Origin of the sequence: Streptomyces sp. NPDC085937 (genome assembly GCF_044540535.1) — a bacterium.
In the GTDB taxonomy this organism is placed as follows: Bacteria; Actinomycetota; Actinomycetes; order Streptomycetales; family Streptomycetaceae; genus Streptomyces.
In genome coordinates, this window is sequence record NZ_JBITSH010000020.1 from 50,665 (window position 1) to 72,620 (window position 21,956).

The following is a 21,956-nucleotide window of genomic DNA, read 5'->3' on the forward strand; positions in this document are numbered from 1 at the left end:
CTTCAACCGCTACTCCTCGGCCGAAAGGGCGGCGCCGGCCGCGGCCTCGGGACCCTGCTCCAGAAGGACGTTGAAACCGTCCTCGTTCAGAACCGGCACCTTCAACTGCATCGCTTTGTCATACTTCGACCCGGGATTGTCACCCACGACCACGAACGACGTCTTCTTGGACACGGATCCGGTCACCTTGGCGCCCTGGTTCTGCAGGGCCTCTTTCGCGCCATCCCGGGTGAAATCCTCCAGCGTTCCGGTCACGACGACGGTGAGTCCTTCGAGGGGGCGCGGGCCCTCGTCCTCGCCGGACCGCTCGTCCTCCATGCGGACGCCGGCCGCCTTCCACTTGCGGATGATCTCGCGGTGCCAGTCGGTGGCGAACCATTCCTTGAGCGAGGCGGCGATGGTCGGGCCGACGCCCTCGGTGCCGGCCAGCTCCTCCTCGGTGGCCTGCTCGATGCGCTCGATCGACCGGAACTCGCGGGCCAGCGCCTCCGCGGCCACCGGGCCGACGTGACGGATCGACAGGCTGGTGAGCACGCGGGCCAGCGGGCGCTCCTTGGCCGCCGCGATGTTGGCGAGCATCGCGATCGCGTTCTTCTTCGGCTCGCCCTCCTGGTTGGCGAAGACCGTGGCGATCTTCTCCTCGCCGGTCTTCGGGTCCCGCTTGGGCAGCCCGCTGTCCTGGTCGAGCACGTACGCCTTGATGGGCAGCAACTGCTCGACGGTGAGGTCGAACAGGTCGCCCTCGTCCTTCAGGGGCGGCTCCTGCGGCTCCAGCGGGCTGGTGAGGGCCGCGGCGGCGACATAGCCGAAGTGCTCGATGTCCAGCGCCTTGCGTCCGGCGAGATAGAACAGCCGCTCGCGCAACTGGGCCGGACACGCACGCGCGTTGGGGCAGCGCAGGTCGACGTCGCCCTCCTTCATCGGCCGCAGCGGCGTACCGCACTCGGGGCACTCGGAGGGCATGACGAACTCGCGCTCGCTGCCGTCCCGCAGGTCCGCCACCGGCCCGAGGATCTCGGGGATGACGTCACCGGCCTTGCGCAGCACCACGGTGTCGCCGATGAGCACGCCCTTGGACTTGACCACGTCCTGGTTGTGCAGCGTGGCGAACTCGACCTCCGAGCCGGCCACCGTCACCGGCTCGACCTGCGCGTACGGCGTGACCCGGCCGGTGCGGCCGACGCCCACCCGGATGTTGACCAGCTTGGTGTTGACCTCCTCGGGCGCGTACTTGTAGGCGATGGCCCAGCGCGGGGCGCGGGAGGTGGTGCCGAGACGTCCCTGGAGCGGAATCTCGTCGAGCTTGACGACGACGCCGTCGATCTCGTGCGCCACGGAGTGGCGGTTCTCGCCGTAGTGGGCGATGAACTCCCGCACGCCCTCCATGCCGTCGACGACCCGGTTGTGCGGGGAGGTCGGCAGGCCCCACTCCTTCAGCAGGCCGTAGCCCTGGGAGAGCCGGGTCATGCCCTTGTAGCCCTCGAGCACACCGATGCCGTGCACCACCATGTGCAGCGGGCGGGTGGCGGTGACCCGGGGGTCCTTCTGGCGCAGCGAACCGGCCGCCGCGTTGCGCGGGTTGGCGAAGGGCTTGTCACCGGCCTCCACCAGACGGGCGTTGAGCTCCTGGAACTTCTCCATCGGGAAGTAGACCTCGCCGCGGATCTCCACGACGTCGGGCACCTTGTCGCCCTTGAGGCGGTCCGGGATCTCGGCGATGGTGCGGACGTTGGGCGTGATGTCCTCACCGGTGCGGCCGTCGCCGCGGGTCGCCGCGCGGACCAGCCGGCCGCGCTCGTAGGTGAGGTTGACCGCGAGGCCGTCGACCTTCAGCTCGCACAGGAAGTGGAACGTCTGCGTACCCAGTTCCTTGTGGATGCGCTCGGCCCAGGCGGCGAGGTCCTCGTCGTTGAACGTGTTGTCCAGGGACAGCATGCGGGAGCGGTGCTGGACGGAGGTGAACTCCGTCTCGTAGGCCCCGGCGACCTTCTGGGTCGGCGACTCCGGCGTGCGCAGCTCCGGGTACCGCTCCTCCAGTGCCTCCAGCTCACGCAGGAGGCGGTCGAACTCCGCGTCGCTGACGACCGGTGCGTCGTTCACGTAGTACCGGAAGCGGTGCTCCTCGATCTGCTCGGCGAGCGTGGCGTGCTGCTCCCGCGCTTGTGCGGGCACGCTCGTCGTCTCCGCTTGCTTGTCGCCGGCCACCGTGTGTCCTCCCGTTACTCAGGGTTGTCCGCGAGGGATCTCGCCGCCCGGACGCAGTGTGCGTAGGCCGCGCGCGCGTACGCGGGAGAGGCCCCCGCGAGTCCGCACGCCGGAGTGAGCGTGACCGCCTCCGGGAGAAGTCCCGGCCGCAGCCCCAGCCTGCGCCAGAGCGTCCTGACACCCATGACGCTACCGGCAGGGTCCGACAATGGGGCGTCCGTGCCGGGGACGACACCGGCGAACAGGCGGGTGCCGCCCTCGACCGCTTCCCCGATCACCTCGTCGTCACGCTCGGTGAGGAGGGAGAAATCGAACGAGATGCCCGCCACGCCCGCCCGGCGCAGCAGGGCGAACGGGACGTCCGGGGCGCAGGAGTGGACCACGACCGGCCCTCCGTCGTGCACGCCGACGACGTCGCGCAGGGTGGCCTCGACGATCTGCCGGTCGACCGCGCGGTGGGTGCGGTAGCCGCTGGCCGTCTTCACCTGGCCGCGCAGGACGGCGGTGAGGGACGGTTCGTCGAGCTGGAGGACGAGGGTGGCGCCGGGGACGCGGCGGCGCACCTCGTCGAGGTGGAGCCGCAGTCCCTCGGCGAGGGAGGCCGCGAGGTCGCGGGCGGCGCCGGGATCGGAGAGGGCGGCCTCGCCGTTCCTCAGTTCCAGGGACGCGGCGAGGGTCCAGGGGCCGACGGCCTGGACCTTCAGCAGCCCTTCGTAGCCCTGGGTGTACTCCTCCAGCGCGTCGAGGTCCTCGCCGAGCCAGGAGCGGGCGCGGCGGGTGTCCCGGCCGGGGCGGTCGCCGATCCGCCAGCCGCTGGGCTCCACGCGGGCGTAGAGCTCGACGAGCATGCCGGCGGTGCGGCCGATCATGTCGGCGCCGGGGCCGCGGGCGGGGAGCTCGGGGAGGTGGGGGAAGTCCTCGAAACTGCCGGTGGCGGTCTTGGCGGCTTCTCTGGCGTCGCCGCCGGGGAGGGAGCCGACGCCGGTGGCGAGGGCGGGGGCGAAGCGAAGGGTGTCGTTCACAGGGGAAGCGTACGCAGTGGGCGGCGGAGGGTTTTCGCCCCCGCCGCCCCTTCCCTTCCCGTCCCTGGGGCTGCGCCCCAGACCCCCTTCGGCCCTTCGGGCCTCGTCCTCGAGCGCCGGACGGGCTTCAGCCTCCCGGGCGGACCGTCAGGTCGTTCACTTCCGCGTCCCTGGGAAGGTCCAGGGCCATGACGATCGTCGTGGCGACCGACTCGGGGTCGATCCACTTCGCGGGGTCGTACTCCTTGCCCTCCTGCTGGTGGACCTTGGCCTGCATGGGGCTGGCGGTGCGGCCGGGGTAGACCGAGGTGACGCGGACGCCGTTCGCGTGCTCCTCGTGGCGCAGGGAGTCGGCGAGGGCCTTCAGGCCGTGCTTGGAGGCGGCGTAGGCGGACCAGTCCGCGTGCGCGTTCAGACCGGCGCCGGAGTTGACGAAGAGCACGTGCCCCCGGCTCGCGCGGAGCTGGGGCAGGAAGTGGCGGGTCAGCTCGGCGGGGGCGACCAGGTTGACGTTCAACTGGTGGCGCCAGCTCTTGGGGGTGAGGTCGCCGACCGGGCCGAGGTCGACGACGCCCGCGATGTGCAGCAGCGAGTCCACCCGGTCGGGCAGTGACTGGTGCGAGAAGGCCCAGCTGAGCCGGTCGGGGTCGGCGAGGTCGCCGACCAGGGTGCGGGCACCGGGGAACTCGGCGGCCAGCTCCTTCGCGCGGCCCGCGTCGCGCGCGTGCAGCACGAGGTCGTCCCCGCGCGCGTGCAGACGGCGGGCGACGGCCCCGCCGATGCCGGAACCGGCTCCGGTGATCACATGTGTAGCCATGACCGCCATGCTCGCACCCTCGCCGATCAGGCGACGCCCCGGCTCTCCTCCAGGTAGGCCAGCGCGCCCACCGGCTCCTCGGCGAAGAAGACCAGCTCGCTCAGCGGACGGGGCAGGAAGCCCTCCGCCTCCATGCGGTGGAACTGCTCCTTGAGCCCGTCGTAGAAGCCGGCCGTGTTGAGCAGCACCACGGGCATGTCGGTGTGCCCGTGCTTCTTCAGCTCCAGGATCTCCGTCGCCTCGTCGAGGGTGCCGGTGCCGCCCACCATGATCACGACCGCGTCGGCCTTCTCCAGCAGCAGCCGCTTGCGCTCGGCGAGGTCCTTGGCGACGACCATCTCGTCGACGCCCTGGCGGGCCTTCGCGGAGAGGAACTCCACCGACACGCCGAGGAGCCGGCCGCCGGCCTTCTCCACCCCGTCGGCGACGACCTTCATCAGACCGACGTCGGAGCCGCCCCAGACCAGGGTGTGCCCGCCCTTGCCGATCAGGCGCGCGAACTCGCGCGCCGGAGTGGTGTAGCGGTCGGCGAGGTCGGCGGCGGAGAGGAAGACGCAGATGTTCACGGAGGCCAGCCTACGCTCGGGAAGAAGGCCGCCCCGGGGCGCGCTGTACCCGTCGGACCGACCACCGAGGAGGACGCCGTGACCACAGGCCATCGCATCACCGTCGAGTCCAGCGACCGGCACGTGCGCGTGGTGCGCGACGGGCAGGTTCTGGCGGAGAGCGACCGCGCGCTGGTACTGCACGAGACGGGCTGCCCCGCGCGCTACTACATCCCGCCGCAGGACGTGCGGCTGGACCTGCTGACGCCGTCGGCGACGCACACGCACTGCCCGTTCAAGGGGACCGCGTCGTACTGGTCGCTGCCGGACGCGGCGGACCTGGTGTGGGCGTACCCGGACCCGAAGCCGGCGGTGGCGCCGATCAAGGACCACCTGTGCTTCTACGAGGTGGACGTGGACTGACCGCTCACCGCGGGACGTGATCCGCGGACGCGCCGCCCGCCTCACCCACGATTCCGGCGCCGTGCGGCAGTCTCGTGAGACATGGACCAGAACATCTCTTCGCGCGACGGGACCACCCTCGCCTACGAGAGCGCCGGGCGCGGCACCACGATCGTCCTCGTCAGCGGCGCGATGTCGACGGGCGCCACGGTGGCGCCGCTGGCCGCCCCGCTCTCCGAGCGGTTCCGGGTGGTGGTCTACGACCGCCGCGGCCGGGGCGCGAGCGGCGACACGCCGCCGTACGCGGTGGAGCGCGAGGTGGAGGACCTGGCGGCGCTGATCGAGGCGGTGGGCGGCGAGGCGGCGCTGTACGGCGTCTCCTCGGGGGGCGCGCTGGCGCTGCGGGCGGCGGCGAGCGGGTTGCCGGTGCGCCAGGTCTCGGTGTACGAGACGCCGTACGCCATGTCCGAGGACGACCTCGCGGAGCGCGCCCGGTACACCGAGCGGCTGACGGCGGCGCTGGAGGAGGGGCGGCGGGGCGACGCGGTGGAGCTCTTCCTGCGGCTGACCGGGCTGGGCGACGGGGTGATCGGGAGCGCGCGGCAGTCGCCGATGTGGGCGGGGATGGAGGCGCTGGCGCCGAGCCTGGCGTACGACGACGCCGTGATGGGCGGCGGGGGTGTGCCGCGGGAGATGCTGGCGTCGATCGCGGTGCCGGTGCTGTCGATCGCGGGCGACGCGAGCCCGGCGTGGATGCGTCAGGCGGCACGGGCGATCGCCGAGTCGGTCCCCCGGGGCGCGTACCGCACCCTGGGGGGCCAGACCCACATGGCCGAACCGGACGTGCTGGCGCCGGTGCTGGCGGAGTTCTTCGCGCGGTGAAGCACCGCGCGGCCCCGCAGCACGGTGACCGCCGCGTGGTCCCCGTGGGGTGACCGCCGCGTGACCCTCACGCCGTGACTGCCGCGTGACCCTCGCACGGTGACCGCCGCGGGGGCGGGCCGTGTCAGGCCACGTCCGCCGTCGCCCGCTCCGTCGAGGCGATGGTCGCCGAACCCACCACGCGCGTGCCGTCGTACAGCACGACCGCCTGTCCGGGGGCGACACCGCGCACGGGCTCGGTGAAGCGCACGCGCAGCTCCTCGCCGACCAGTTCGGCCGTCACCTCGGTCTCGCCGCCGTGGGCGCGCAGCTGGGCGGTGTAGGTGCCGGGGCCGGCCGGGGCGCTGCCGCACCAGCGAGGGCGGATCGCGGTGAGCGCGGTGACGTCCAGGGAGGCCGCCGGGCCGACGGTGACGGTGTTGTCCACCGGAGAGATGTCCAGGACGTAGCGGGGCTTGCCGTCCGGGGCGGGGGTGCCGATGCGCAGGCCCTTGCGCTGGCCGATGGTGAAGCCGTACGCGCCCTCGTGGGTGCCGATCGTGGCGCCGGACTCGTCGACGATGTCGCCCTCGGCCTTGCCGAGCCGCTTGGCGAGGAAGCCCTGGGTGTCGCCGTCGGCGATGAAGCAGATGTCGTGCGAGTCGGGCTTCTTGGCCACGGCCAGGCCCCGGCGCTCGGCCTCGGCGCGGATCTCCTCCTTGGTGGTGACCGTGTCGCCGAGCGGGAACAGGGCGTGGGCGAGCTGGCGGTCGTCGAGCACACCGAGGACGTAGCTCTGGTCCTTGGCCATGTCGGAGGCGCGGTGCAGTTCGCGGGTGCCGTCCTCGCGCAGGATCACCTTGGCGTAGTGGCCGGTGCAGACGGCGTCGAAGCCGAGCGCGAGCGCCTTGTCGAGCAGCGCGGCGAACTTGATCTTCTCGTTGCAGCGCAGGCACGGGTTGGGGGTGCGGCCGGCCTCGTACTCGGCGACGAAGTCCTCGACGACGTCCTCGCGGAAGCGGTCGGCGAGGTCCCACACGTAGAACGGGATGCCGATGACGTCGGCGGCCCGGCGGGCGTCACGGGAGTCCTCGATGGTGCAGCAGCCCCGGGCGCCGGTGCGGAACGACTGCGGGTTCGCGGAGAGCGCGAGATGGACGCCGGTCACGTCGTGACCCGCTTCGGCGGCGCGGGCGGCGGCGACGGCGGAGTCGACGCCTCCGGACATGGCGGCCAGGACGCGGAGGGGGCGGGTGCGCTGCGGGGTGTCAGTCATAGCCCCTCCAGGGTAAGGGGCGCGGGAACCACGGCCGCCGGATATCCGTTCACGCTCACATGGGGGCCAAGGGAGCGGGCGAGGACGGCGATCGGCGCATAGGCCGGCGCGCACTGATCGTGGGCGGCCTGGCGGCCGCGGCGGGCACGGCGGCGCTGGCGCGCGACGAGCTGGGGCGGCTGTGGTGGCGGCTGCCCGGCGTCGACAAGCCGCGCACCCCCGGCGCGGTCGACTTCGCGGGCGCCCGCTGGGTCGCGGCCTCGGACGCCAACTGGCGCGGCGCGGACCGGCCGGACGACTTCGGCATCGACATGGTGGTCGTGCATGTCACCCAGGGGAGCCTGGACAGCGCGGTGAAGGCGTTCCAGAACCCGGGGCACAAGGCGGCGGCGCACTACATCGTCGGCAAGGACGGCCGGATCACGCAGATGATCCGCGAGCTGGACGTGGCGTACCACGCGGGCAACCGCGACTACAACGAACGCAGTGTCGGCATCGAGCACGAGGGCTTCGTGGACCGCCCGGAGGACTTCACCGACGCGATGTACTCGGCCTCGGCCCGCCTGACCGCCCGGATATGCGCGCGGTACGACATCCCGGTCGACCGTGAGCACATCATCGGGCACGTCGAGGTGCCCGGCACCGACCACACCGACCCGGGCCCGCACTGGGACTGGGACCGCTACCTGAAACTGGTCCGCCGCGCCGGCACCGCCCAGGCGGGCCAGGGCCGCACGGCCACCACGGCCGACGGCACGGGCGGCTAGGGCCCCGGGCGGGCCGGCGGCCGCCTCAGCTCAGGCCCGCCGCCCGGGCGCGGGCCACCGCGGGGCCGATGGCCTTGGCCAGGGCTTTCACCTCGGCGTCCGTGGAGGTGTGGCCGAGGGAGAAGCGCAGGGTGCCCCGGGCCAGGTCGGGGTCGGTGCCGGTGGCGAGGAGGACGTGGCTGGGCTGGGCCACGCCCGCGGTGCAGGCGGAGCCGGTGGAGCACTCGATGCCCTGCGCGTCCAGAAGCAGCAGCAGGGAGTCGCCCTCGCAGCCGGGGAAGGTGAAGTGCGCGTTGGCCGGGAGCCGGCCACCGGGGGCGGGGTCGCCGCCCAGAATCGCGTCGGGGACGGCCTCCAGCACCGCGGCGACCAGGTCGTCGCGCAGCCGTCCGATCTCGCGGGCGAACCACTCGCACTGCTCGGCGGCGAGCCGCCCGGCGACGGCGAAGGAGGCGACGGCGGGGACGTCGAGGGTGCCGGAGCGGACGTGGCGCTCCTGTCCGCCGCCGTGCAGCACGGGCACGGGGGTGTGCTCGCGGCCGAGGACCAGGGCGCCGATGCCGTACGGCCCGCCGATCTTGTGTCCGGAGACGGTCATCGCGGCGAGCCCGGACGCGCCGAAGTCCACCGGCACCTGCCCGAAGGCCTGGACCGCGTCGGAGTGCAGGGGGACGCCGAACTCAGCGGCGACCGCGGCGAGTTCGGTGACCGGCAGGAGGGTCCCGATCTCGTTGTTGGCCCACATGACGGTGGCGAGGGCGACGTCGTCGGGGTTGCGGGCGATGGCCTCGCGCAGGGCGTCGGGGTGGACCCGGCCGTGCGGGTCGACGGGGAGGTACTCGACGGTGGCGCCCTCGTGCTCGCCGAGCCAGTGGACGGCGTCCAGGACGGCGTGGTGCTCGACGGGGCTGGAGAGGACCCTGGTGCGGGCCGGGTCCGCGTCGCGGCGGGACCAGTACAGGCCCTTCACGGCGAGGTTGTCGGCCTCCGTGCCGCCAGAGGTGAACACAATTTCGCTGGGGCGGGCGCCGAGGGCTTCGGCGAGGGTCTCGCGGGCCTCCTCGACGGTGCGCCGGGCGCGGCGGCCGGCCGCGTGCAGGGAGGAGGCGTTGCCGGTGACGCCCAGGTGCGCGGTGAGCGCCTCGACTGCCTCGGGAAGCATCGGGGTGGTCGCGGCGTGGTCGAGGTAAGCCATGGTGCCGCCGATTCTACGGGCCCCGGTGCACCCCACACGTATCACGGTGGGCCGGGCGGAGGCGCCGGCGGGGGGCGCGGCGGGGTGCCTGGTCAGAAGCTCCAGGAGATCGTGCCGTCGGCCTGCATGAAGGCGACGAGGACGACCAGGTCGGCGATGCCGAGTCCGAGGCCGAGCAGGGCACGGCCGCGGCGGGCGGTGCCGCGCCACAGGGCCACCGAGGCCAGCACGATGGCGGCCGGGCCGAGGAAGACGTTGAGGACGAGCAGGCCGAGCAGGCCGAGGACGAAGGACGCGACGGCCATGCCGTCGGTGTCCCGGATCCCGGTGCGACGGCCGGCTCCTGCGGTGAGCTGCATGATGATCGGCTCCTTCGGTCGAAAGGGGCGGGGGGCGGGGCGTGGCGGGACGCCCGGGGCCGGGCGCGGGTCAGCGGGCCGGGGTGCCGCGGTGGCGGCCCTGGTGCTCGCGCAGGGCGAAGACACCGAGCCAGACGGCGATGACCGCGCCGACGGCGACGGAGAAGGTCAGCGGTGCGTGCGCGACGGCGCCCAGGACGAGGCCGAGCAGCAGCAGTGCGGCGACGAGAAACAGCATGAGTCGGACCCCCAAGTTGGGTGAACGGTTGCAGTAACACTTGTTCACTGACTTCCCAGTCTAGCGCGCCTCATCACTTTTCAATTTGGGAGAACAGTTGTTAACTGCATGGTATGAGTCACACGTCCGGCATCCGGCAGGCCCAGAAGCAGAAGACCCGGCAGGCACTTCTCGACGCGGCGCTCGAACTGCTGGAGGGACAGAGCCTGAGCAGCCTGGGCCTGCGTGAGGTCACGCGTGCCGTCGGTATCGCCCCGACCGCCTTCTACCGGCACTTCCGCTCGATCGAGGACCTGGGCGTGGCCCTGGTCGAGCAGGCCCTGGGCAGCTTGCACCCGATGATCCGGACGACGGTGACCCCGACCGGCGACGGACCGGAACGCATCGCGCGCGCCATCGAGTTGATCGCCGGTCATGTGGACGCGTACCCCGCCCACGTCCGGTTCATCGCGCGGGAACGGCACGGCGGGGTGCGCCCGGTCCGCGAGGCGATACAGCAGCAGCTCGCCCGGTTCACGGCGGAGGTCGGGGAGGCGCTGGCCGGGGACGCGGAGTCGGCGGGCTGGGGCGAGGAGGACCTGCTGATGCTGGCGCAGCTCTACGTGGACCAGATGCTGATCACCGCGTCGCTCTTCCTGGAGTCGCCGGCAAGCGCGCCGGCGGCGCGGGAGCGGGTGTCACGGGTCGCGGCGCGGCAGCTGCGGCTCATCCACGTCGGACGGCGGCACTGGCTCGACGAGCCGGACGCGGCCGGGGGCCGGTGACCGGCACAGCACGACACCCGACGGCAGGCAGCACGGCGAAGGGCGGCGGGGTGGGAACCACCTCCGCCGCCCTTCGTCGTCGTCGGCTCAGCCCAGCCGGACCCGTGCCAGCTGACGGGACTGCGCGACGAGGCGGTCCGCGCTGTCCCAGACCTCGGCGTCCTCCTCCAGGAAGCCGCCCGCGAGGTTACGGGTGGTGATCGAGACGCGCAGCGGCCCCGGGGCCGGGCGGCAGCGCACGTGGACGGTCAGCTCCACCGTGGGCACCCAGCCGGTCAGGCCCATCTCGAAGGCGGTCGGCGGCAGCGCGTCCACCGCGAGCAGCAGCGCCAGCGGGTCGGGGTCGCGGCCGTCGGCCAGACCGAACCAGGCCCGCATCTCGCCCTTGCCGGAGGGCTTGCCGAGCGCCCAGCCGAGGGTCGACGGGTCCAGCTTCAGCATCAGCCGGCCGGTGATGGCGGAGCTTCCGTCGACGGGGGCGGGGCCGTCCTCGGGACCGAAGCACTGGTCCATGGGCGGCAGCGCGGGCGGCCGGGCCGTCGTACGGACGTCGTCGGGGAGGGAGTCGAGGTCGCCGTAGGAGGCGAGGACGCGGATGCGCTCCACCTCGTTGCCCTGCTCGTCGAGCTGGAACAGGGAGGCCTGTCCGGTGGACAGCGTCCGCCCGGTGCGCACGGTCTCGGTGCGGACGACCGCCGGACCCGGCTGGGAGGCCGTCAGATAGTGCGCGGAGACGGTGAACGGGTCGGAGTGCGGCAGCGTGTCCGCGAGCGCGCGGCCCAGGACCGCCAGCAGGTAACCGCCGTTGACGGCGTTGATGATCGTCCAGCCGGCGGAGAGGTCGATGTCGTAGACGCCGGGCGCCCGCGCGGTGAGCGCGGTGTCGCGGTCGAACTCACTGGCACCGATGACGGCCCGGGTGGCCTGGGCGGAGGCTGCTTCTGGCATGGGTGAACAGTACAAGAAGATAATACTAAGCGGTAGCTTTGTTCCGCCTAGGCCCTCCGTCCTCCACCCTCCGTCCTCCACCCTCCACCCTCCGGGCTCAGACGGGCGGCTGTTCCTCGCTGACCGTCGACCGGCGGTGCCAGGCGCGGGGCGCACGCCAGTGGTAGTGCATGGCGAGCAGCCGCAGTATGAAGGTGGTGACGGCGGCCGTGGTGCTGGTCGCCGCGTTGAGCACGTCGAAGCGCAGACACAGCGCCACCATGGTGGCGCCGACGATGGCGGGGACGGCGTACAGGTCACGGTCCCAGCGCAGCAGCGAGGGCACCTCGTTGGCGAGGACGTCGCGCAGCACACCGCCGCCGACCGCCGTGGCCAGACCCAGGCAGGCGGAGGCGGTCAGGCCCAGCCCGTAGTCGTACGCCTTGGTGGTGCCGACGACGCAGAAGAGGCCGAGGCCGGCCGCGTCGAAGACGTTGACGGCGACCTGGATGCGCTCCACGTGCGGGTGCAGGAAGAACACCAGGGTGCTGGCCAGCAGCGGGGTGACGAAGTAGCCCAGGTCCGTGAAGGCGGCGGGCGGCACCGCGCCGATGACCAGGTCGCGGAAGAGGCCGCCGCCCAGGGCGGTGACCTCGGCGACCACGGCGATACCGAACACGTCGAAGTTCTTCCGGACGGCCAGCAGGGCGCCGGAGATGGCGAACACGAAGATGCCGACGAGGTCGAGCACGTGCAGGACGGACGGGCTGAACAGTTGCTGGAGCACCCACACATTCTCACCCATGCGAAAGCCCCTGCCTTGCAATGCAAGGCAGGGGCTTCGGCTGGCTTACTTGTCCGAGGACTGCTCGCCGGAGGTCTCCCCGGCGGCGGCCCCGTCCGTGGGGGGCTCCTCCGCCCCGGCGGGCTCCTCCGCCCCGGCGGCCTCCTCCGAAGCGGAGGCCTCCGCCTCGGCCTGCGCGGACGCATCCGCCTCGGCCGGCGCGGCAGCCGACTTCTCCACCTTGGCGGGCTTCGCCGTCTCGGACTTCTCCGCCTTCGCGGGCTTATCCGCCTCGGCGGGCTCGTCCGACGCGGGCTTCTCAGCCTTGGCGGGCTCCGCCTTCGCGGGCTCGTCCGACGCAGGCGTCGCCACCTCGGCCGGCGCGGCGGCGGGCTTCTCCGTCTTCGCCGGCCCGGCGGCCGAGGACTCCGCGGCGACCGCCGCCGAGGTCTCCGCCGACTCCTCCAGGACGGCCGTCCCCACCAGCTCCGTGGCCTCCTTGGCGGCCGTCAGCAGGACGGTGTCCTGCGGGGCCTGGTCCTCGAAGTTCTCGGGGTGGTGGCAGGCCACGCGCTGGCCCGGGCGCAGCTCCAGCAGCGGCGGCTCCGTGGTCCGGCAGATCTCCGTCGCCTTCCAGCACCGCGTGTGGAAGCGGCAGCCGCTCGGCGGGGAGATCGGCGAGGGAACGTCGCCCTTGAGCAGGATGCGCTCGCTCTTGGCGCCCCTGCGCTTGGGGTCCGGGATCGGCACGGCCGACATCAGCGCCTTGGTGTACGGGTGCATCGGCGCCTTGTACAGCAGGTCACGGTCGGCCAGCTCGACGATCTTGCCGAGGTACATCACCGCGATCCGGTCCGACACGTGCCGGACCACCGACAGGTCGTGAGCGATGATGACGTACGTCAGGCCCAGCTCCTGCTGGAGGTCGTCCAGCAGGTTGACGACCTGCGCCTGGATGGACACGTCCAGGGCGGACACCGGCTCGTCGGCCACCACCAGCTTCGGCTTGAGCGCGAGCGCGCGGGCGATGCCGATGCGCTGGCGCTGGCCGCCGGAGAACTCGTGCGGGTAGCGGTTGTAGTGCTCGGGGTTGAGACCCACGACCGACAGCAGCCGCTGCACCTCCTTCTTCACACCGCCCTCGGGCTCGACGCCCTGGAGCTTGAAGGGGGCGCTGACGATGGTGCCGATGGTGTGGCGCGGGTTCAGCGACGAGTACGGGTCCTGGAAGATCATCTGGACGTCACGGCGCATCGGACGCATGTCCGACACACCGAGGTGCGAGATGTCCTTGCCCTCGAACTCGATACGGCCGCCGGTCGGTTCGAGCAGCCGGGTGATGAGCCGGCCCATCGTCGACTTGCCGCAGCCCGACTCGCCCACCACACCGAGGGTCTCGCCGGAGCGGACCTCGAAGTCCAGCCCGTCGACCGCGTGCACCGCGCCGACCTGACGCTGGAGCAGGCCCTTCTTGATGGGGAAGTGCTTCTGGAGCCCTTCCACCTTCAGCAGGACCTCACCGGACCCCTTGGCAGGTGCGGCGCCGTCGCTCTGGGCGGGAATCGTCACGGCTGCGTCCTTGGAGTTCTCGCTCACAGCTTCGGCGCAATCTCTTCGGTCCAGATTCGCTCCCGCTGCTCCTGGGACATGTGGCAGGCGGCCCAGTGGCTGCTGCCGACCTCGGAGAGCTCGGGGCGGACGGTGCGGGTGACGTTGTCCTTGGGGACGTCGGCGTACGGGCAGCGCGGGTTGAAGGCGCAGCCGGACGGGATGTTGATCAGCGAGGGCGGGGAGCCCTTGACCGGGATCAGCCGGTCCTGCTGCTCGCGGTCCAGCCGCGGCATCGAGCCGAGCAGGCCCCAGGTGTAGGGGTGGCGGGGCTCGTAGAAGACCTTCTCCGTCGGGCCGCGCTCCACGCAGCGGCCGCCGTACATCACCAGGATGTCGTCGGCGAGTTCGGCGACGACGCCCAGGTCGTGGGTGATGACGATGACCGCGGAGCCGAACTCCTTCTGCAGGTCGCGGATGAGGTCCAGGATCTGCGCCTGGACCGTCACGTCGAGCGCGGTGGTCGGCTCGTCGGCGATGAGCAGCTCGGGGTTGTTCACCAGCGACATCGCGATCATCGCGCGCTGGCGCATACCGCCGGAGAACTCGTGCGGGTAGCTGTCCACGCGCTTGTCGGGCTGCGGGATGCCGACGCGGTCGAGCATCTCCACGGCGCGGCGCTTGGCGGTCTTCTTGTCCACGTCGTGGTGGATGCGGTACGCCTCCACGATCTGCTGCCCGATCGTGTAGTACGGGTGCAGCGCGGACAGCGGGTCCTGGAAGATCATCGCCATCTCACGCCCGCGCAGCCGGCGGACGTGGTCCGGGTCGGCGGACAGCAGCTCGGTGCCGTCCAGCCAGATCTCGCCCGATATCTGGGCCTTGCGCTTGCCGTACTGGCCGGCGGTGTGCAGCCCCATGATGCCGAGGCTGGTCACCGACTTGCCGGAACCGGACTCGCCCACGATGCCGAGGGTCTTGCCCTTCTCCAGCGTGAAGCTCAGTCCGTCGACGGACTTGACCAGGCCGTCGTCGGTCGGGAAGTGCACCTTGAGGTCGCGGACCTCCAGGAAGGACGTGGGGGCCGGCGAGCCCTGGACGGGCTCGCCCACGGCCGCGCCGGTCTTGCTCAATTCGGTCATGCGAGCCTCACTCGGGGGTCGATCACGGCGTACAGGACGTCCACCACGAGGTTGGCGATGAGCACCGCGAGAGAAGTGATCAGGACGACGCCCAGGATGAAGGGCAGGTCCTGGTTACGGATCGCTTCCAGCACCTTCTGGCCGAGGCCGGGAAGGCTGAACGTGGTCTCCGTCAGGATCGCCCCGCCCATCAGGGCGCCGATGTCCATGCCGAGCATGGTGAGGATCGGCGTCATCGTCGAGCGCATCGCGTGCTTGCGGATGACGACCTGCTCCTTGAGGCCCTTGGCGCGCGCGGTGCGGATGTAGTCCTCGCCGAGGATCTCCAGCATGGTGGCGCGGGTGATCCGGGCGTACATCGCGGCGTACAGGAAGGCCAGGGTGATCCAGGGCAGGATCATGCCGCCGAGCCAGCCGCTGAAGCTGTCCTCCAGCGGCACGAACTGGGCGTCGAGCCAGCCGAGTCCGTGGGAGATCACCGCGAGGCTGATCAGGCCGGTGAAGTAGATGGGGAGGGAGACACCGGCCAGCGCGACGACCATCGCGCCGCGGTCCCACAGGGTCCCGCGCTTGAGCGCGGAGAGCACACCCGCCGCCAGGCCGAAGATCAGCCACAGCACGGCCGCACCGAGGGCCAGGGCCAGGGTGACCGGGAAACGCTCGGTCAGCACCGGCCAGACGGCCTGCTCACTGCGGAAGGAGTAGCCGAAGCACGGCGCGGCGCAGTGGGTGACGTCTCCGCCGCCGGAGTAGGTGCGACCGGCGAAGATGCCCTTGAAGAACTCCCAGGCCTGGATGAAGATCGGTTCGTCGAGACCCAGCTTCTGCCGCACGCCCTCGACGGCCGCGGGGTCGGCCTGCTTGCCCACGAAGCTCGTGGCGATGTCGACCCCCGCCCACTTCGGGACGAGGAAGAAGATGCCGAAGACCACCAGGATGATGACCACGAGCATCACTGCGGCGGCGAACAGCCGCCTGATGAGGTAAGCGAGCACAGCTTACGGCCCGCTGCGGACCGCGGGCCGCCGGTGGGGTCCCCCCACGCCTTGTGGGCGATGGGGAGACGTCCGGCGGCCCACGGTCACGCCGCGCCGGCCTTCACCTGCCTTTCGTGCCGTACGGCGGGTGTACCGGTTACTTCGCGTCCGTCAGACCGAGGTTGACGAAGTCGTACATTCCGCTGTAGCCGTCGGAGGTGTACACGTTCGCCAGTCGGCTGGAGCGCCAGTTGATGAACTTCTCGAAGACGAAGGGCAGGTAGTAGCCGCCCTCCATGACCTTGTGGTTGATCTCCGTGGCGATCTTGGTCTTGCCGGCGTCGTCAAGCGTGTTGACGTACTGGTCGAACAGGCCGTCGATCGTCTTGTCCTTGATGAGGGCGTAGTTGTTGTTGCCGCTCTCGAGGATGTAGTCGCTGTGCCACAGCGGCAGACCGTAGCCCTGGACGGACGGGAAGTCCGGGCCCCAGCCCATGATGATGATGCCGTAGTTCTTCTTGACGACGTTGGCCGGGCTGCCGATGATGCCGGCGGTCTGCGAGCCGTCGTACTGGTCGATCTCGGCCGTGATGCCGACCTTCTTCAGCGACGCCTGGAGCGACTCGGCGGTGGCCACCTCGACCGGCTTGTTGTTACGCACCGCGATGGTGGTCTTGAAGCCGTTGGGCTGGCCGCAGAGCTTCAGCTCCTCCTTGGCCTTGGCGACGTTGCCGCTCTTGTTGGCACCGGCCATCTCGTACGGGTCGTACTTCTGGCCCTCGGCACCCGGGACGGACGGCGGCAGCATGTTGGTGCCGATGTCGCCACCCGCGACCGGGCCACCGCGCGCGTTCTGCAGCGAGACGTGGTCGGCCCCGTAGAGGACCGCCTTGCGGCAGTGGATGTTGTCGAACGGCTTCACGCTCTGCGGGAAGACCGCGTAGCGGACGTAACCGGAGACCGGGTTGTCCAGGTTGCCCTTGTGCTCCTGCAGGGCGGTGGTGCGGCCCTGCGGCGACATGCCGGTCTGGTTGATGTCCAGGTCGTAGTCACCGGCGATGAGGCGGGCGTCCAGCTCGTTGGCGTTCGTGAAGAACTTGACCGTGATCTTGTCCGGGTACGCCTTGCGGACCGGGTCCGACTCCTGCTTCCACTCGGTGTTGCGGACCAGGGTCAGGTCCTTGCCGGGGCTGTAGGACTCGAACTTGTACGGGCCCGAGGAGAACGGGTGCAGGCCGTACTTGGACTTGGTGTCCTTGTCCTGGCGGACCGGGGAGGCGGAGGTGAGCGCCAGCATCTCCTCGAAGTCCGAGTTGGCCTTCGGGAGCTTGAAGACGATGGTCTTGTCGTCCGGCGTCTCGATGGCCTTCAGGCCCAGCTTGTCCTTGGACTTGTCCTTGTACGGGCCGGCGTACTCACCCTTGGGGTCGAGCACCTCCTTGAGGTACGTCGGACCGCCGGACAGCACGTCCTGCGCCCAGACGCGCTCGATGCCGTACTTGATGTCCTTCGACGTGATCGGCTTGCCGTCCTCCCACGTGACACCGTCGCGCAGGGTGTACGTGTAGGTCTTGCCGTCGTCGGTGACCTTGGCGGTGGAGGTGGCCAGGTCCGGAACCACACCGGCGCCGGCCTCGCCCGGCTCCGTGGCGTTCGTGACCAGCTGGCGGGCGTAGTAGCGGGAGAAGTTCCACATGAAGCCGTAGTAGCCGCGCGTGGTGTCCCACGAGTCGGCGTCCTGGGCACCGGCGAACTTCAGGGTGCCGCCCTTCTTGACCGCTTCGGCCTGGGCGACCTTGTTGTTCGCGGCGTCGAAGCCGGCCGCGCCGTTCTTCGATCCCCCGCCGTCGCTGTCACCGCCGCCGCCGCACGCCGCTGTGGTCAGCAGCGCGGCGACCACTGCGGCAGCGGCCATGGCCTGCTTGCGCCGCCCTGAGGTGCGTTGGGTAGTCACGATCTCGGATCCTCCGGATTAGATGAGAGACCCCGTGGTGCCACGGGAAGTGGTGCGGTACGGCAGTTCAGCGGGAGCCCTTCGGGTCGAGCGCGTCACGCACGCCGTCGCCGAAGAGGTTGAAGGCGAGCACGGTGACGAAGATCGCCACACCCGGGATGACCATGTACATCGGGTCCGACTTGTAGTAGTCGATCGCGCTCGAGAGCATCTGCCCCCAGGAGGCCGTGGGCGGCTTGACGCCCACGCCCAGGAAGCTGAGTGCCGCCTCGGTGAGGATGTTGGTGGGGATCATCATCGTCGTGTACACGATGATCGGCGCGACCAGGTTGGGCAGCAGCTCCTTGAACAGGATGTAGAACCGCCCGGCACCGAGGGAGCGTGCCGCCTCGACGTACTCCCGTTCGCGCATGGAGAGGGTCTGACCGCGGACCACGCGGCCGATGTAGGGCCAGCCGAAGAACCCGATGACGAGGATCATCACGAACAGGCGGACGCCGGTGCCGGACAGGCCCAGCATGTTGTTCGGCATGACCGAGACCAGGGCGATGATGAACAGCAGCTGCGGGAAGGCCAGCAGACCGTCCATGACCCGGCTGATGAGGGAGTCGACCCAGCCGCCGAAGAAGCCGGCGAGCGTGCCCAGGATGGTGCCGAGGACGACGGCGACCACGGCCGACAGGAAGCCGACGAGCAGCGAGATGCGGGCGCCGTAGACGATGCGGGCGAAGATGTCGCGGCCGTTCACCGGCTCGATGCCGAGGAGGTGGTCGCCGCTGATGCCGCCGAGGCTGCCGACCGGGGTGCCGAAGAGGGGGTCGATCAGGTTCTCGTGGTGCGTCTCGGGGTCCTGCCCGACGAGCGAGGTGATCAGGGGCGCGAACACCGCGATCAGGATGAGCACCACGACGATGGCGCCACCCGTCAGGGCCAGCTTGTCCCGCTTCAGACGCTCCCAGGCGATCCGGCCCAGGGAGCGCCCCTGCACCGCCTTGCTCCGGTCGCCGGCAACCGCCGCTTCCTCGGCCGCGCTCGGGGCCGCTTCGGCGGTCGGCTCGTGCAATGGTGCCGTCATCTGGCAGGGACCCCTCTCAACCGGCGGTGACCGGCCCTGACTTGCCGCTGTAGCGGCATCATCACTCTGTCGTACAAAAGGGCGAACGCCCCTGGTGCGGGAGTCTTCAACGCTTCGACGTCGGCTTGCCAGACTTGACGATGAATGGATGCGTAAACGTGATGCTGTCTGGGGGATTCCGTTATGCGGACGCGGGGTAACGGGGGTCGGACAGGGGCAAGTTAGGACATCGGAGACTTGTGCGGACGTTTGGTTCGGTTCTACGCGCGGAGAACTCCCCCCGCCGTCGCAGTTTCCGCAGTGCGTCTCAGAAACGGGCGGGCGGCGCCTGCGGGTAGCCGTACCCCGCCGCGGGGGCCGTCGCGGGAGCCGGGGCGTGCGCCTCGCGGTCGTAGAAGGGGCGCGCGTTGACGCGCAGCCACATCGCCACCGGGTCGTGCTCGTCGGACACGGCGACGGTGGACACCGGCAGCCCGTCGGGCACGGCGGCGAGCGACTGCCGCATCATCGCCCGCACCGACTCCACGGCCGGCGGGGAGGTGTCGTAGACCTCCAGGCCGATGGCGAGGTAGGGCGCGCCGAGCGCGGGCTGCACCCAGGCGCGGCGCAACGCCCGCACGGCCGGGGTGCGGTGGGCCGTCTGCGCGAGGAGGGCGTAGAACTGCGGGATCTCGATGGCCGGTTCGGACAGCCGCAGCGGTCCGGCGGGCTGGCTGTCCAGCCCGCTCGCGATCCGGCGCAGGTCCAGCCAGGGGATGCCCACGCCGCCGCCGGGCGCGTGCGGGTTGAGCCAGAGCCCGTAGCGGTCCGGGTACAGCGCGCGGGCCACCTCCAGGCCGTCGACGACCTCGTACGAACGGTTCCAGCCGCTGGCGGACAGCTCCTGGGCGGAGGTCACGCAGGGCGCGTAGCCGAGGCCGTCGACCTCCATGGTCCCGTACTGGGCGTCGGGCGAACCGGCCTGGCCGTGCCAGAGCAGCATCCAGATCCGGCCGGACGACGGGGTCGCCAGGGCGCGCAGCAACGCCTCGTAGGCGTCGTAGCGCCCGGGCGTCACCTGGCGCAGCATGTGCTCGACCTGTCCGGCCGCCGCGGTGCCAGCGCTCACTTGTATCGCCCCTCCGTACAACACCCTGCCGGCCAATGCTCCCTAGCTTAAGCCGACGGCCTCCGGCGGTCTGCGGTCAGTGCGCGCAAGGATGCGGCGCGGACCCGCCCCGGCCCCTCACGCGCGCTGGTAGAAGGGGCGGACCTTGGCGCGCAGCCAGTCGGCCACCGGGTCCTGGGCCACGTCCAGGACGACGAGGCTGACCGGCCAGCGGGCGGGGCTGCGGCCCAGCGCCCGGCCGAGGGCGTCGAGCGGGAGCGCCCGGGGGTCGCCCTCCCAGTGCAGCAGCTCCACCCCGACGAACAGCACGGGGTCGGCCGTCTCGACGGCGGCCAGGCAGCGGCGCGCGGTGGTCACCACGCCGATCGCGTCGAACTCCTGGGAGGCCGCTGCGAGGAAGTCCACCGGGTCGTCCTGCCAGTCCGGTTCGAACAACCGGACCCGGCCGCCGCCCGATCGGCCGTCCAGCGGGGTGTGTCCCGCCCGGCACAGCTCGGCCACCGCCGGCGGGGGCAGCGGCACGGCGACCACGCCGCCGGGGTTGACCACGATCCCGGCCTGCGGCGGCAGGCCGCGGGCGAACTCCACGGCGGGCGCGACGGTGAAGCCCATGTGGGAGCCGACGGCCTGGCGGAACTGCTCCTCGGAGCTGAAGACGGGCACGTAGGCCTGGCCGTGCAGTTCCATGGTGGGCAGGTCCAGCGGGCCGCTGTGCGGACCGCCGCCGTTCGGCAGCGGCACCCACAGGAGGCTGCGGCCGAGCACCTCGACGATCCGCCCCGCTGCCGAGGGCACGCCGAGGGAGGCGGAGAGCGCCTCCTCGAGTTCGTTGCCGGGCCACCCGCCGTGCGGGTGGGAGTGCGTCCGGTCCGGGAAGTCCGCCGGGAAGTCCATCTGTCGCCTTCTGCCTGCCTGCTACCACTGCTGTGGCTGGAAAGGCTAGCCGGTCGGCCGGGCACCCGATCCGGTCAGCCGGTGAACCCGATCCGGCGCAGGGCCTGAGCCGCGTCCCGGTCGACCAGCACCGCCGACGCGCAGCCCGCCGGGAGCAGGCCGCGCTCGACCGCGTCCAACAGCCGCCCGCACGCCGTGCGGTGGCGGCGGAAGGCGTAGCGGGAGACGCCCCGCCCGCGCTCGCGCTGCCCGGTGAGGGCCTGCTGGGGGGTGACGTCCAGTAACAGCAGATGCAGGCCCGCGCCCCGGCGCCGGGCCTCGCGGGCCAGCCAGCGCCGCACCCAGGCCTGCGTGCCGCAGTCGTGCACGACGACCGGTTCCCCGGAGCGCAGGGCGCGCCGCAGCCCCGCGTAGTGGGCGAGGCGGACCAGCGGGCGGTACACGGCGTAGGGCAGCAGGCGCGGCATGCGGCCGTCCCAGCGGTCACGGGTGTCCTGGGAGTCGACGCGGGTGCCGGGCACCGTGCGCCGCATCAGGGTGGACTTGCCGCTTCCGGGCAGTCCGGTGACCACGACGAGGTCGCGGGGGCCGAAGAGGAGGGCGCGCGGGCTGCGGCCGCCGCGGTCGCGCAGATCGCGCACGACGGGCGCGGGCGCCGCGCCCTCGGCCCGGTCCGCGTGCTGTCGCGGCAGTGCGACGCCTGGGGTGCCGGCGTACGCCGTGGGCCTGTTCACCGTGGTCGTCCTCCCCTGGGGCCGGATATGGTGTCCGATCCCCGCCGCATGTAAAGAGAAGGTAATGCCAGGTCGCTCGTGTTTCCGTGCCTTTACCGCTACAGCCCTGTCACAGCTCACCGTGACCGGACCCGTACGACCTGTGCACCCCCTGATAAGGGTCCCCCTGCCACGCCCCGGAGATGCGTGCAATGATGAGCGCGCCAACTGCATACCGGCCGTTTGAATCCGCGCGGGAGAGTCCCCGGCACCCTGTGCCGCCGGGGCGCCGAAGGAGCAAGTCCCTCCCTTGAATCTCTCAGGCACCGTTACCGCGCGGGCGAGGCACATCTGAAAAGCGGGCCGCTGCAGCAGTGCTCCGG

General features: G+C 71.4%; 22 protein-coding genes and 1 riboswitch. Of the genes, 4 read left to right on the plus strand and 18 right to left on the minus strand.

The window, feature by feature from the left end; all coding sequences use genetic code 11:
• Positions 1-9 precede the first annotated feature (9 nt).
• From ligA to ACIF8S_RS30555, 4 genes are all read right to left on the minus strand, one after another.
• Positions 10-2,205, minus strand: coding sequence for an NAD-dependent DNA ligase LigA (gene ligA / locus ACIF8S_RS30540; protein WP_400003453.1), 2,196 nt, complete (start codon positions 2,203-2,205; stop codon positions 10-12).
• A 14-nt stretch (positions 2,206-2,219) separates the two neighbouring features.
• On the minus strand, positions 2,220-3,227 hold the full coding sequence (locus tag ACIF8S_RS30545) for a methionine synthase (RefSeq protein WP_400003455.1): 1,008 nt from the start codon (positions 3,225-3,227) through the stop codon (positions 2,220-2,222).
• A gap of 127 nt (positions 3,228-3,354) precedes the next feature.
• Positions 3,355-4,044 (minus strand): SDR family oxidoreductase, encoded by a 690-nt coding sequence (locus ACIF8S_RS30550; RefSeq protein WP_400003456.1) that lies wholly within the window; start codon positions 4,042-4,044, stop codon positions 3,355-3,357.
• A 26-nt stretch (positions 4,045-4,070) separates the two neighbouring features.
• Positions 4,071-4,610, minus strand: a complete 540-nt coding sequence (locus tag ACIF8S_RS30555) for a TIGR00730 family Rossman fold protein (RefSeq protein WP_400003458.1) — start codon at positions 4,608-4,610, stop codon at positions 4,071-4,073.
• Positions 4,611-4,688: 78 nt separating this feature from the next.
• Between ACIF8S_RS30555 and ACIF8S_RS30560 the strand changes: the two genes are divergently transcribed.
• Both ACIF8S_RS30560 and ACIF8S_RS30565 read left to right on the plus strand, forming a co-directional pair.
• Positions 4,689-5,012 (plus strand): DUF427 domain-containing protein, encoded by a 324-nt coding sequence (locus ACIF8S_RS30560; RefSeq protein WP_400003460.1) that lies wholly within the window; start codon positions 4,689-4,691, stop codon positions 5,010-5,012.
• An 81-nt stretch (positions 5,013-5,093) separates the two neighbouring features.
• Positions 5,094-5,873, plus strand: coding sequence for an alpha/beta fold hydrolase (locus ACIF8S_RS30565; protein WP_400003462.1), 780 nt, complete (start codon positions 5,094-5,096; stop codon positions 5,871-5,873).
• Positions 5,874-5,997: 124 nt separating this feature from the next.
• On the opposite strand, the gene mnmA is transcribed toward ACIF8S_RS30565, so the two are convergent.
• The gene (gene mnmA, locus ACIF8S_RS30570; RefSeq protein ID WP_400003464.1) at positions 5,998-7,128 is read right to left on the minus strand and encodes a tRNA 2-thiouridine(34) synthase MnmA; all 1,131 of its coding nucleotides are present in this window, start codon (positions 7,126-7,128) and stop codon (positions 5,998-6,000) included.
• Between the two features lie 59 nt (positions 7,129-7,187).
• Here mnmA and ACIF8S_RS30575 point away from each other — a divergent pair, with 59 nt between their 5' ends.
• Positions 7,188-7,895 (plus strand): N-acetylmuramoyl-L-alanine amidase, encoded by a 708-nt coding sequence (locus tag ACIF8S_RS30575; protein ID WP_400003466.1) that lies wholly within the window; start codon positions 7,188-7,190, stop codon positions 7,893-7,895.
• Between the two features lie 25 nt (positions 7,896-7,920).
• On the opposite strand, the gene ACIF8S_RS30580 is transcribed toward ACIF8S_RS30575, so the two are convergent.
• The 3 genes from ACIF8S_RS30580 to ACIF8S_RS30590 form a co-directional block, all read right to left on the minus strand.
• Positions 7,921-9,090: a cysteine desulfurase family protein gene (locus tag ACIF8S_RS30580; RefSeq protein ID WP_400003468.1), complete on the minus strand. Its 1,170-nt coding sequence runs from the start codon at positions 9,088-9,090 to the stop codon at positions 7,921-7,923.
• 92 nt (positions 9,091-9,182) lie between these two features.
• Positions 9,183-9,449, minus strand: coding sequence for a DUF4190 domain-containing protein (locus ACIF8S_RS30585; RefSeq protein ID WP_400003470.1), 267 nt, complete (start codon positions 9,447-9,449; stop codon positions 9,183-9,185).
• A 70-nt stretch (positions 9,450-9,519) separates the two neighbouring features.
• Positions 9,520-9,687 carry a hypothetical protein gene (locus ACIF8S_RS30590; protein WP_400003472.1) on the minus strand — a complete coding sequence of 56 codons (168 nt, stop codon included), beginning with the start codon at positions 9,685-9,687 and terminating at the stop codon, positions 9,520-9,522.
• A gap of 113 nt (positions 9,688-9,800) precedes the next feature.
• Between ACIF8S_RS30590 and ACIF8S_RS30595 the strand changes: the two genes are divergently transcribed.
• Positions 9,801-10,451, plus strand: a complete 651-nt coding sequence (locus ACIF8S_RS30595; protein ID WP_349791029.1) for a TetR family transcriptional regulator — start codon at positions 9,801-9,803, stop codon at positions 10,449-10,451.
• Between the two features lie 87 nt (positions 10,452-10,538).
• Here the strand turns inward: ACIF8S_RS30595 and ACIF8S_RS30600 are convergent, their stop codons facing one another.
• From ACIF8S_RS30600 to ACIF8S_RS30645, 10 genes are all read right to left on the minus strand, one after another.
• On the minus strand, positions 10,539-11,399 hold the full coding sequence (locus ACIF8S_RS30600) for a thioesterase family protein (protein ID WP_400003474.1): 861 nt from the start codon (positions 11,397-11,399) through the stop codon (positions 10,539-10,541).
• Between the two features lie 97 nt (positions 11,400-11,496).
• The gene (locus tag ACIF8S_RS30605; RefSeq protein ID WP_400003525.1) at positions 11,497-12,165 is read right to left on the minus strand and encodes a trimeric intracellular cation channel family protein; all 669 of its coding nucleotides are present in this window, start codon (positions 12,163-12,165) and stop codon (positions 11,497-11,499) included.
• A 63-nt stretch (positions 12,166-12,228) separates the two neighbouring features.
• Positions 12,229-13,731, minus strand: coding sequence for a dipeptide ABC transporter ATP-binding protein (locus tag ACIF8S_RS30610; RefSeq protein WP_400003476.1), 1,503 nt, complete (start codon positions 13,729-13,731; stop codon positions 12,229-12,231).
• A 23-nt stretch (positions 13,732-13,754) separates the two neighbouring features.
• Positions 13,755-14,852, minus strand: a complete 1,098-nt coding sequence (locus tag ACIF8S_RS30615; protein WP_400003477.1) for an ABC transporter ATP-binding protein — start codon at positions 14,850-14,852, stop codon at positions 13,755-13,757.
• On the minus strand, positions 14,849-15,847 hold the full coding sequence (locus ACIF8S_RS30620; protein WP_400003479.1) for an ABC transporter permease: 999 nt from the start codon (positions 15,845-15,847) through the stop codon (positions 14,849-14,851). Before ACIF8S_RS30620 ends, ACIF8S_RS30615 begins: the two co-directional genes overlap by 4 nt.
• A 139-nt stretch (positions 15,848-15,986) precedes the next feature.
• Positions 15,987-17,783 carry an ABC transporter substrate-binding protein gene (locus tag ACIF8S_RS30625; RefSeq protein WP_145830186.1) on the minus strand — a complete coding sequence of 599 codons (1,797 nt, stop codon included), beginning with the start codon at positions 17,781-17,783 and terminating at the stop codon, positions 15,987-15,989.
• 67 nt (positions 17,784-17,850) lie between these two features.
• Positions 17,851-18,858: an ABC transporter permease gene (locus tag ACIF8S_RS30630; RefSeq protein ID WP_349791034.1), complete on the minus strand. Its 1,008-nt coding sequence runs from the start codon at positions 18,856-18,858 to the stop codon at positions 17,851-17,853.
• A 307-nt stretch (positions 18,859-19,165) separates the two neighbouring features.
• A complete protein-coding gene (locus tag ACIF8S_RS30635) occupies positions 19,166-19,927 on the minus strand; it encodes an enhanced serine sensitivity protein SseB C-terminal domain-containing protein (protein ID WP_400003527.1) in 762 nt (253 codons plus the stop codon).
• 156 nt (positions 19,928-20,083) lie between these two features.
• A complete protein-coding gene (locus tag ACIF8S_RS30640) occupies positions 20,084-20,860 on the minus strand; it encodes an enhanced serine sensitivity protein SseB (protein ID WP_400003481.1) in 777 nt (258 codons plus the stop codon).
• 74 nt (positions 20,861-20,934) lie between these two features.
• Entirely contained in the window at positions 20,935-21,594 is a 660-nt protein-coding gene (locus ACIF8S_RS30645; protein ID WP_400003482.1) for an AAA family ATPase, read from the minus strand.
• Between the two features lie 223 nt (positions 21,595-21,817).
• Positions 21,818-21,918: riboswitch (glycine riboswitch) on the plus strand.
• The last annotated feature ends 38 nt before the right edge of the window (positions 21,919-21,956 follow it).

What these genes read in the sequence shown, in the direction of transcription:
- ACIF8S_RS30635 (WP_400003527.1), bottom strand. Translation starts at nt 19,927, where the DNA reads ATGCTGCGCCAGGTGACGCCCGGGCGCTACGACGCCTACGAGGCGTTG.
- ACIF8S_RS30600 (WP_400003474.1), bottom strand. Translation starts at nt 11,399, where the DNA reads ATGCCAGAAGCAGCCTCCGCCCAGGCCACCCGGGCCGTCATCGGTGCC.
- ACIF8S_RS30565 (WP_400003462.1), top strand. Translation starts at nt 5,094, where the DNA reads ATGGACCAGAACATCTCTTCGCGCGACGGGACCACCCTCGCCTACGAG.
- ACIF8S_RS30615 (WP_400003477.1), bottom strand. Translation starts at nt 14,852, where the DNA reads ATGACCGAATTGAGCAAGACCGGCGCGGCCGTGGGCGAGCCCGTCCAG.
- ACIF8S_RS30585 (WP_400003470.1), bottom strand. Translation starts at nt 9,449, where the DNA reads ATGCAGCTCACCGCAGGAGCCGGCCGTCGCACCGGGATCCGGGACACC.
- ACIF8S_RS30595 (WP_349791029.1), top strand. Translation starts at nt 9,801, where the DNA reads ATGAGTCACACGTCCGGCATCCGGCAGGCCCAGAAGCAGAAGACCCGG.
- ACIF8S_RS30640 (WP_400003481.1), bottom strand. Translation starts at nt 20,860, where the DNA reads ATGGACTTCCCGGCGGACTTCCCGGACCGGACGCACTCCCACCCGCAC.
- ACIF8S_RS30590 (WP_400003472.1), bottom strand. Translation starts at nt 9,687, where the DNA reads ATGCTGTTTCTCGTCGCCGCACTGCTGCTGCTCGGCCTCGTCCTGGGC.
- mnmA (WP_400003464.1), bottom strand. Translation starts at nt 7,128, where the DNA reads ATGACTGACACCCCGCAGCGCACCCGCCCCCTCCGCGTCCTGGCCGCC.
- ACIF8S_RS30580 (WP_400003468.1), bottom strand. Translation starts at nt 9,090, where the DNA reads ATGGCTTACCTCGACCACGCCGCGACCACCCCGATGCTTCCCGAGGCA.
- ACIF8S_RS30575 (WP_400003466.1), top strand. Translation starts at nt 7,188, where the DNA reads ATGGGGGCCAAGGGAGCGGGCGAGGACGGCGATCGGCGCATAGGCCGG.
- ACIF8S_RS30630 (WP_349791034.1), bottom strand. Translation starts at nt 18,858, where the DNA reads ATGACGGCACCATTGCACGAGCCGACCGCCGAAGCGGCCCCGAGCGCG.
- ACIF8S_RS30550 (WP_400003456.1), bottom strand. Translation starts at nt 4,044, where the DNA reads ATGGCTACACATGTGATCACCGGAGCCGGTTCCGGCATCGGCGGGGCC.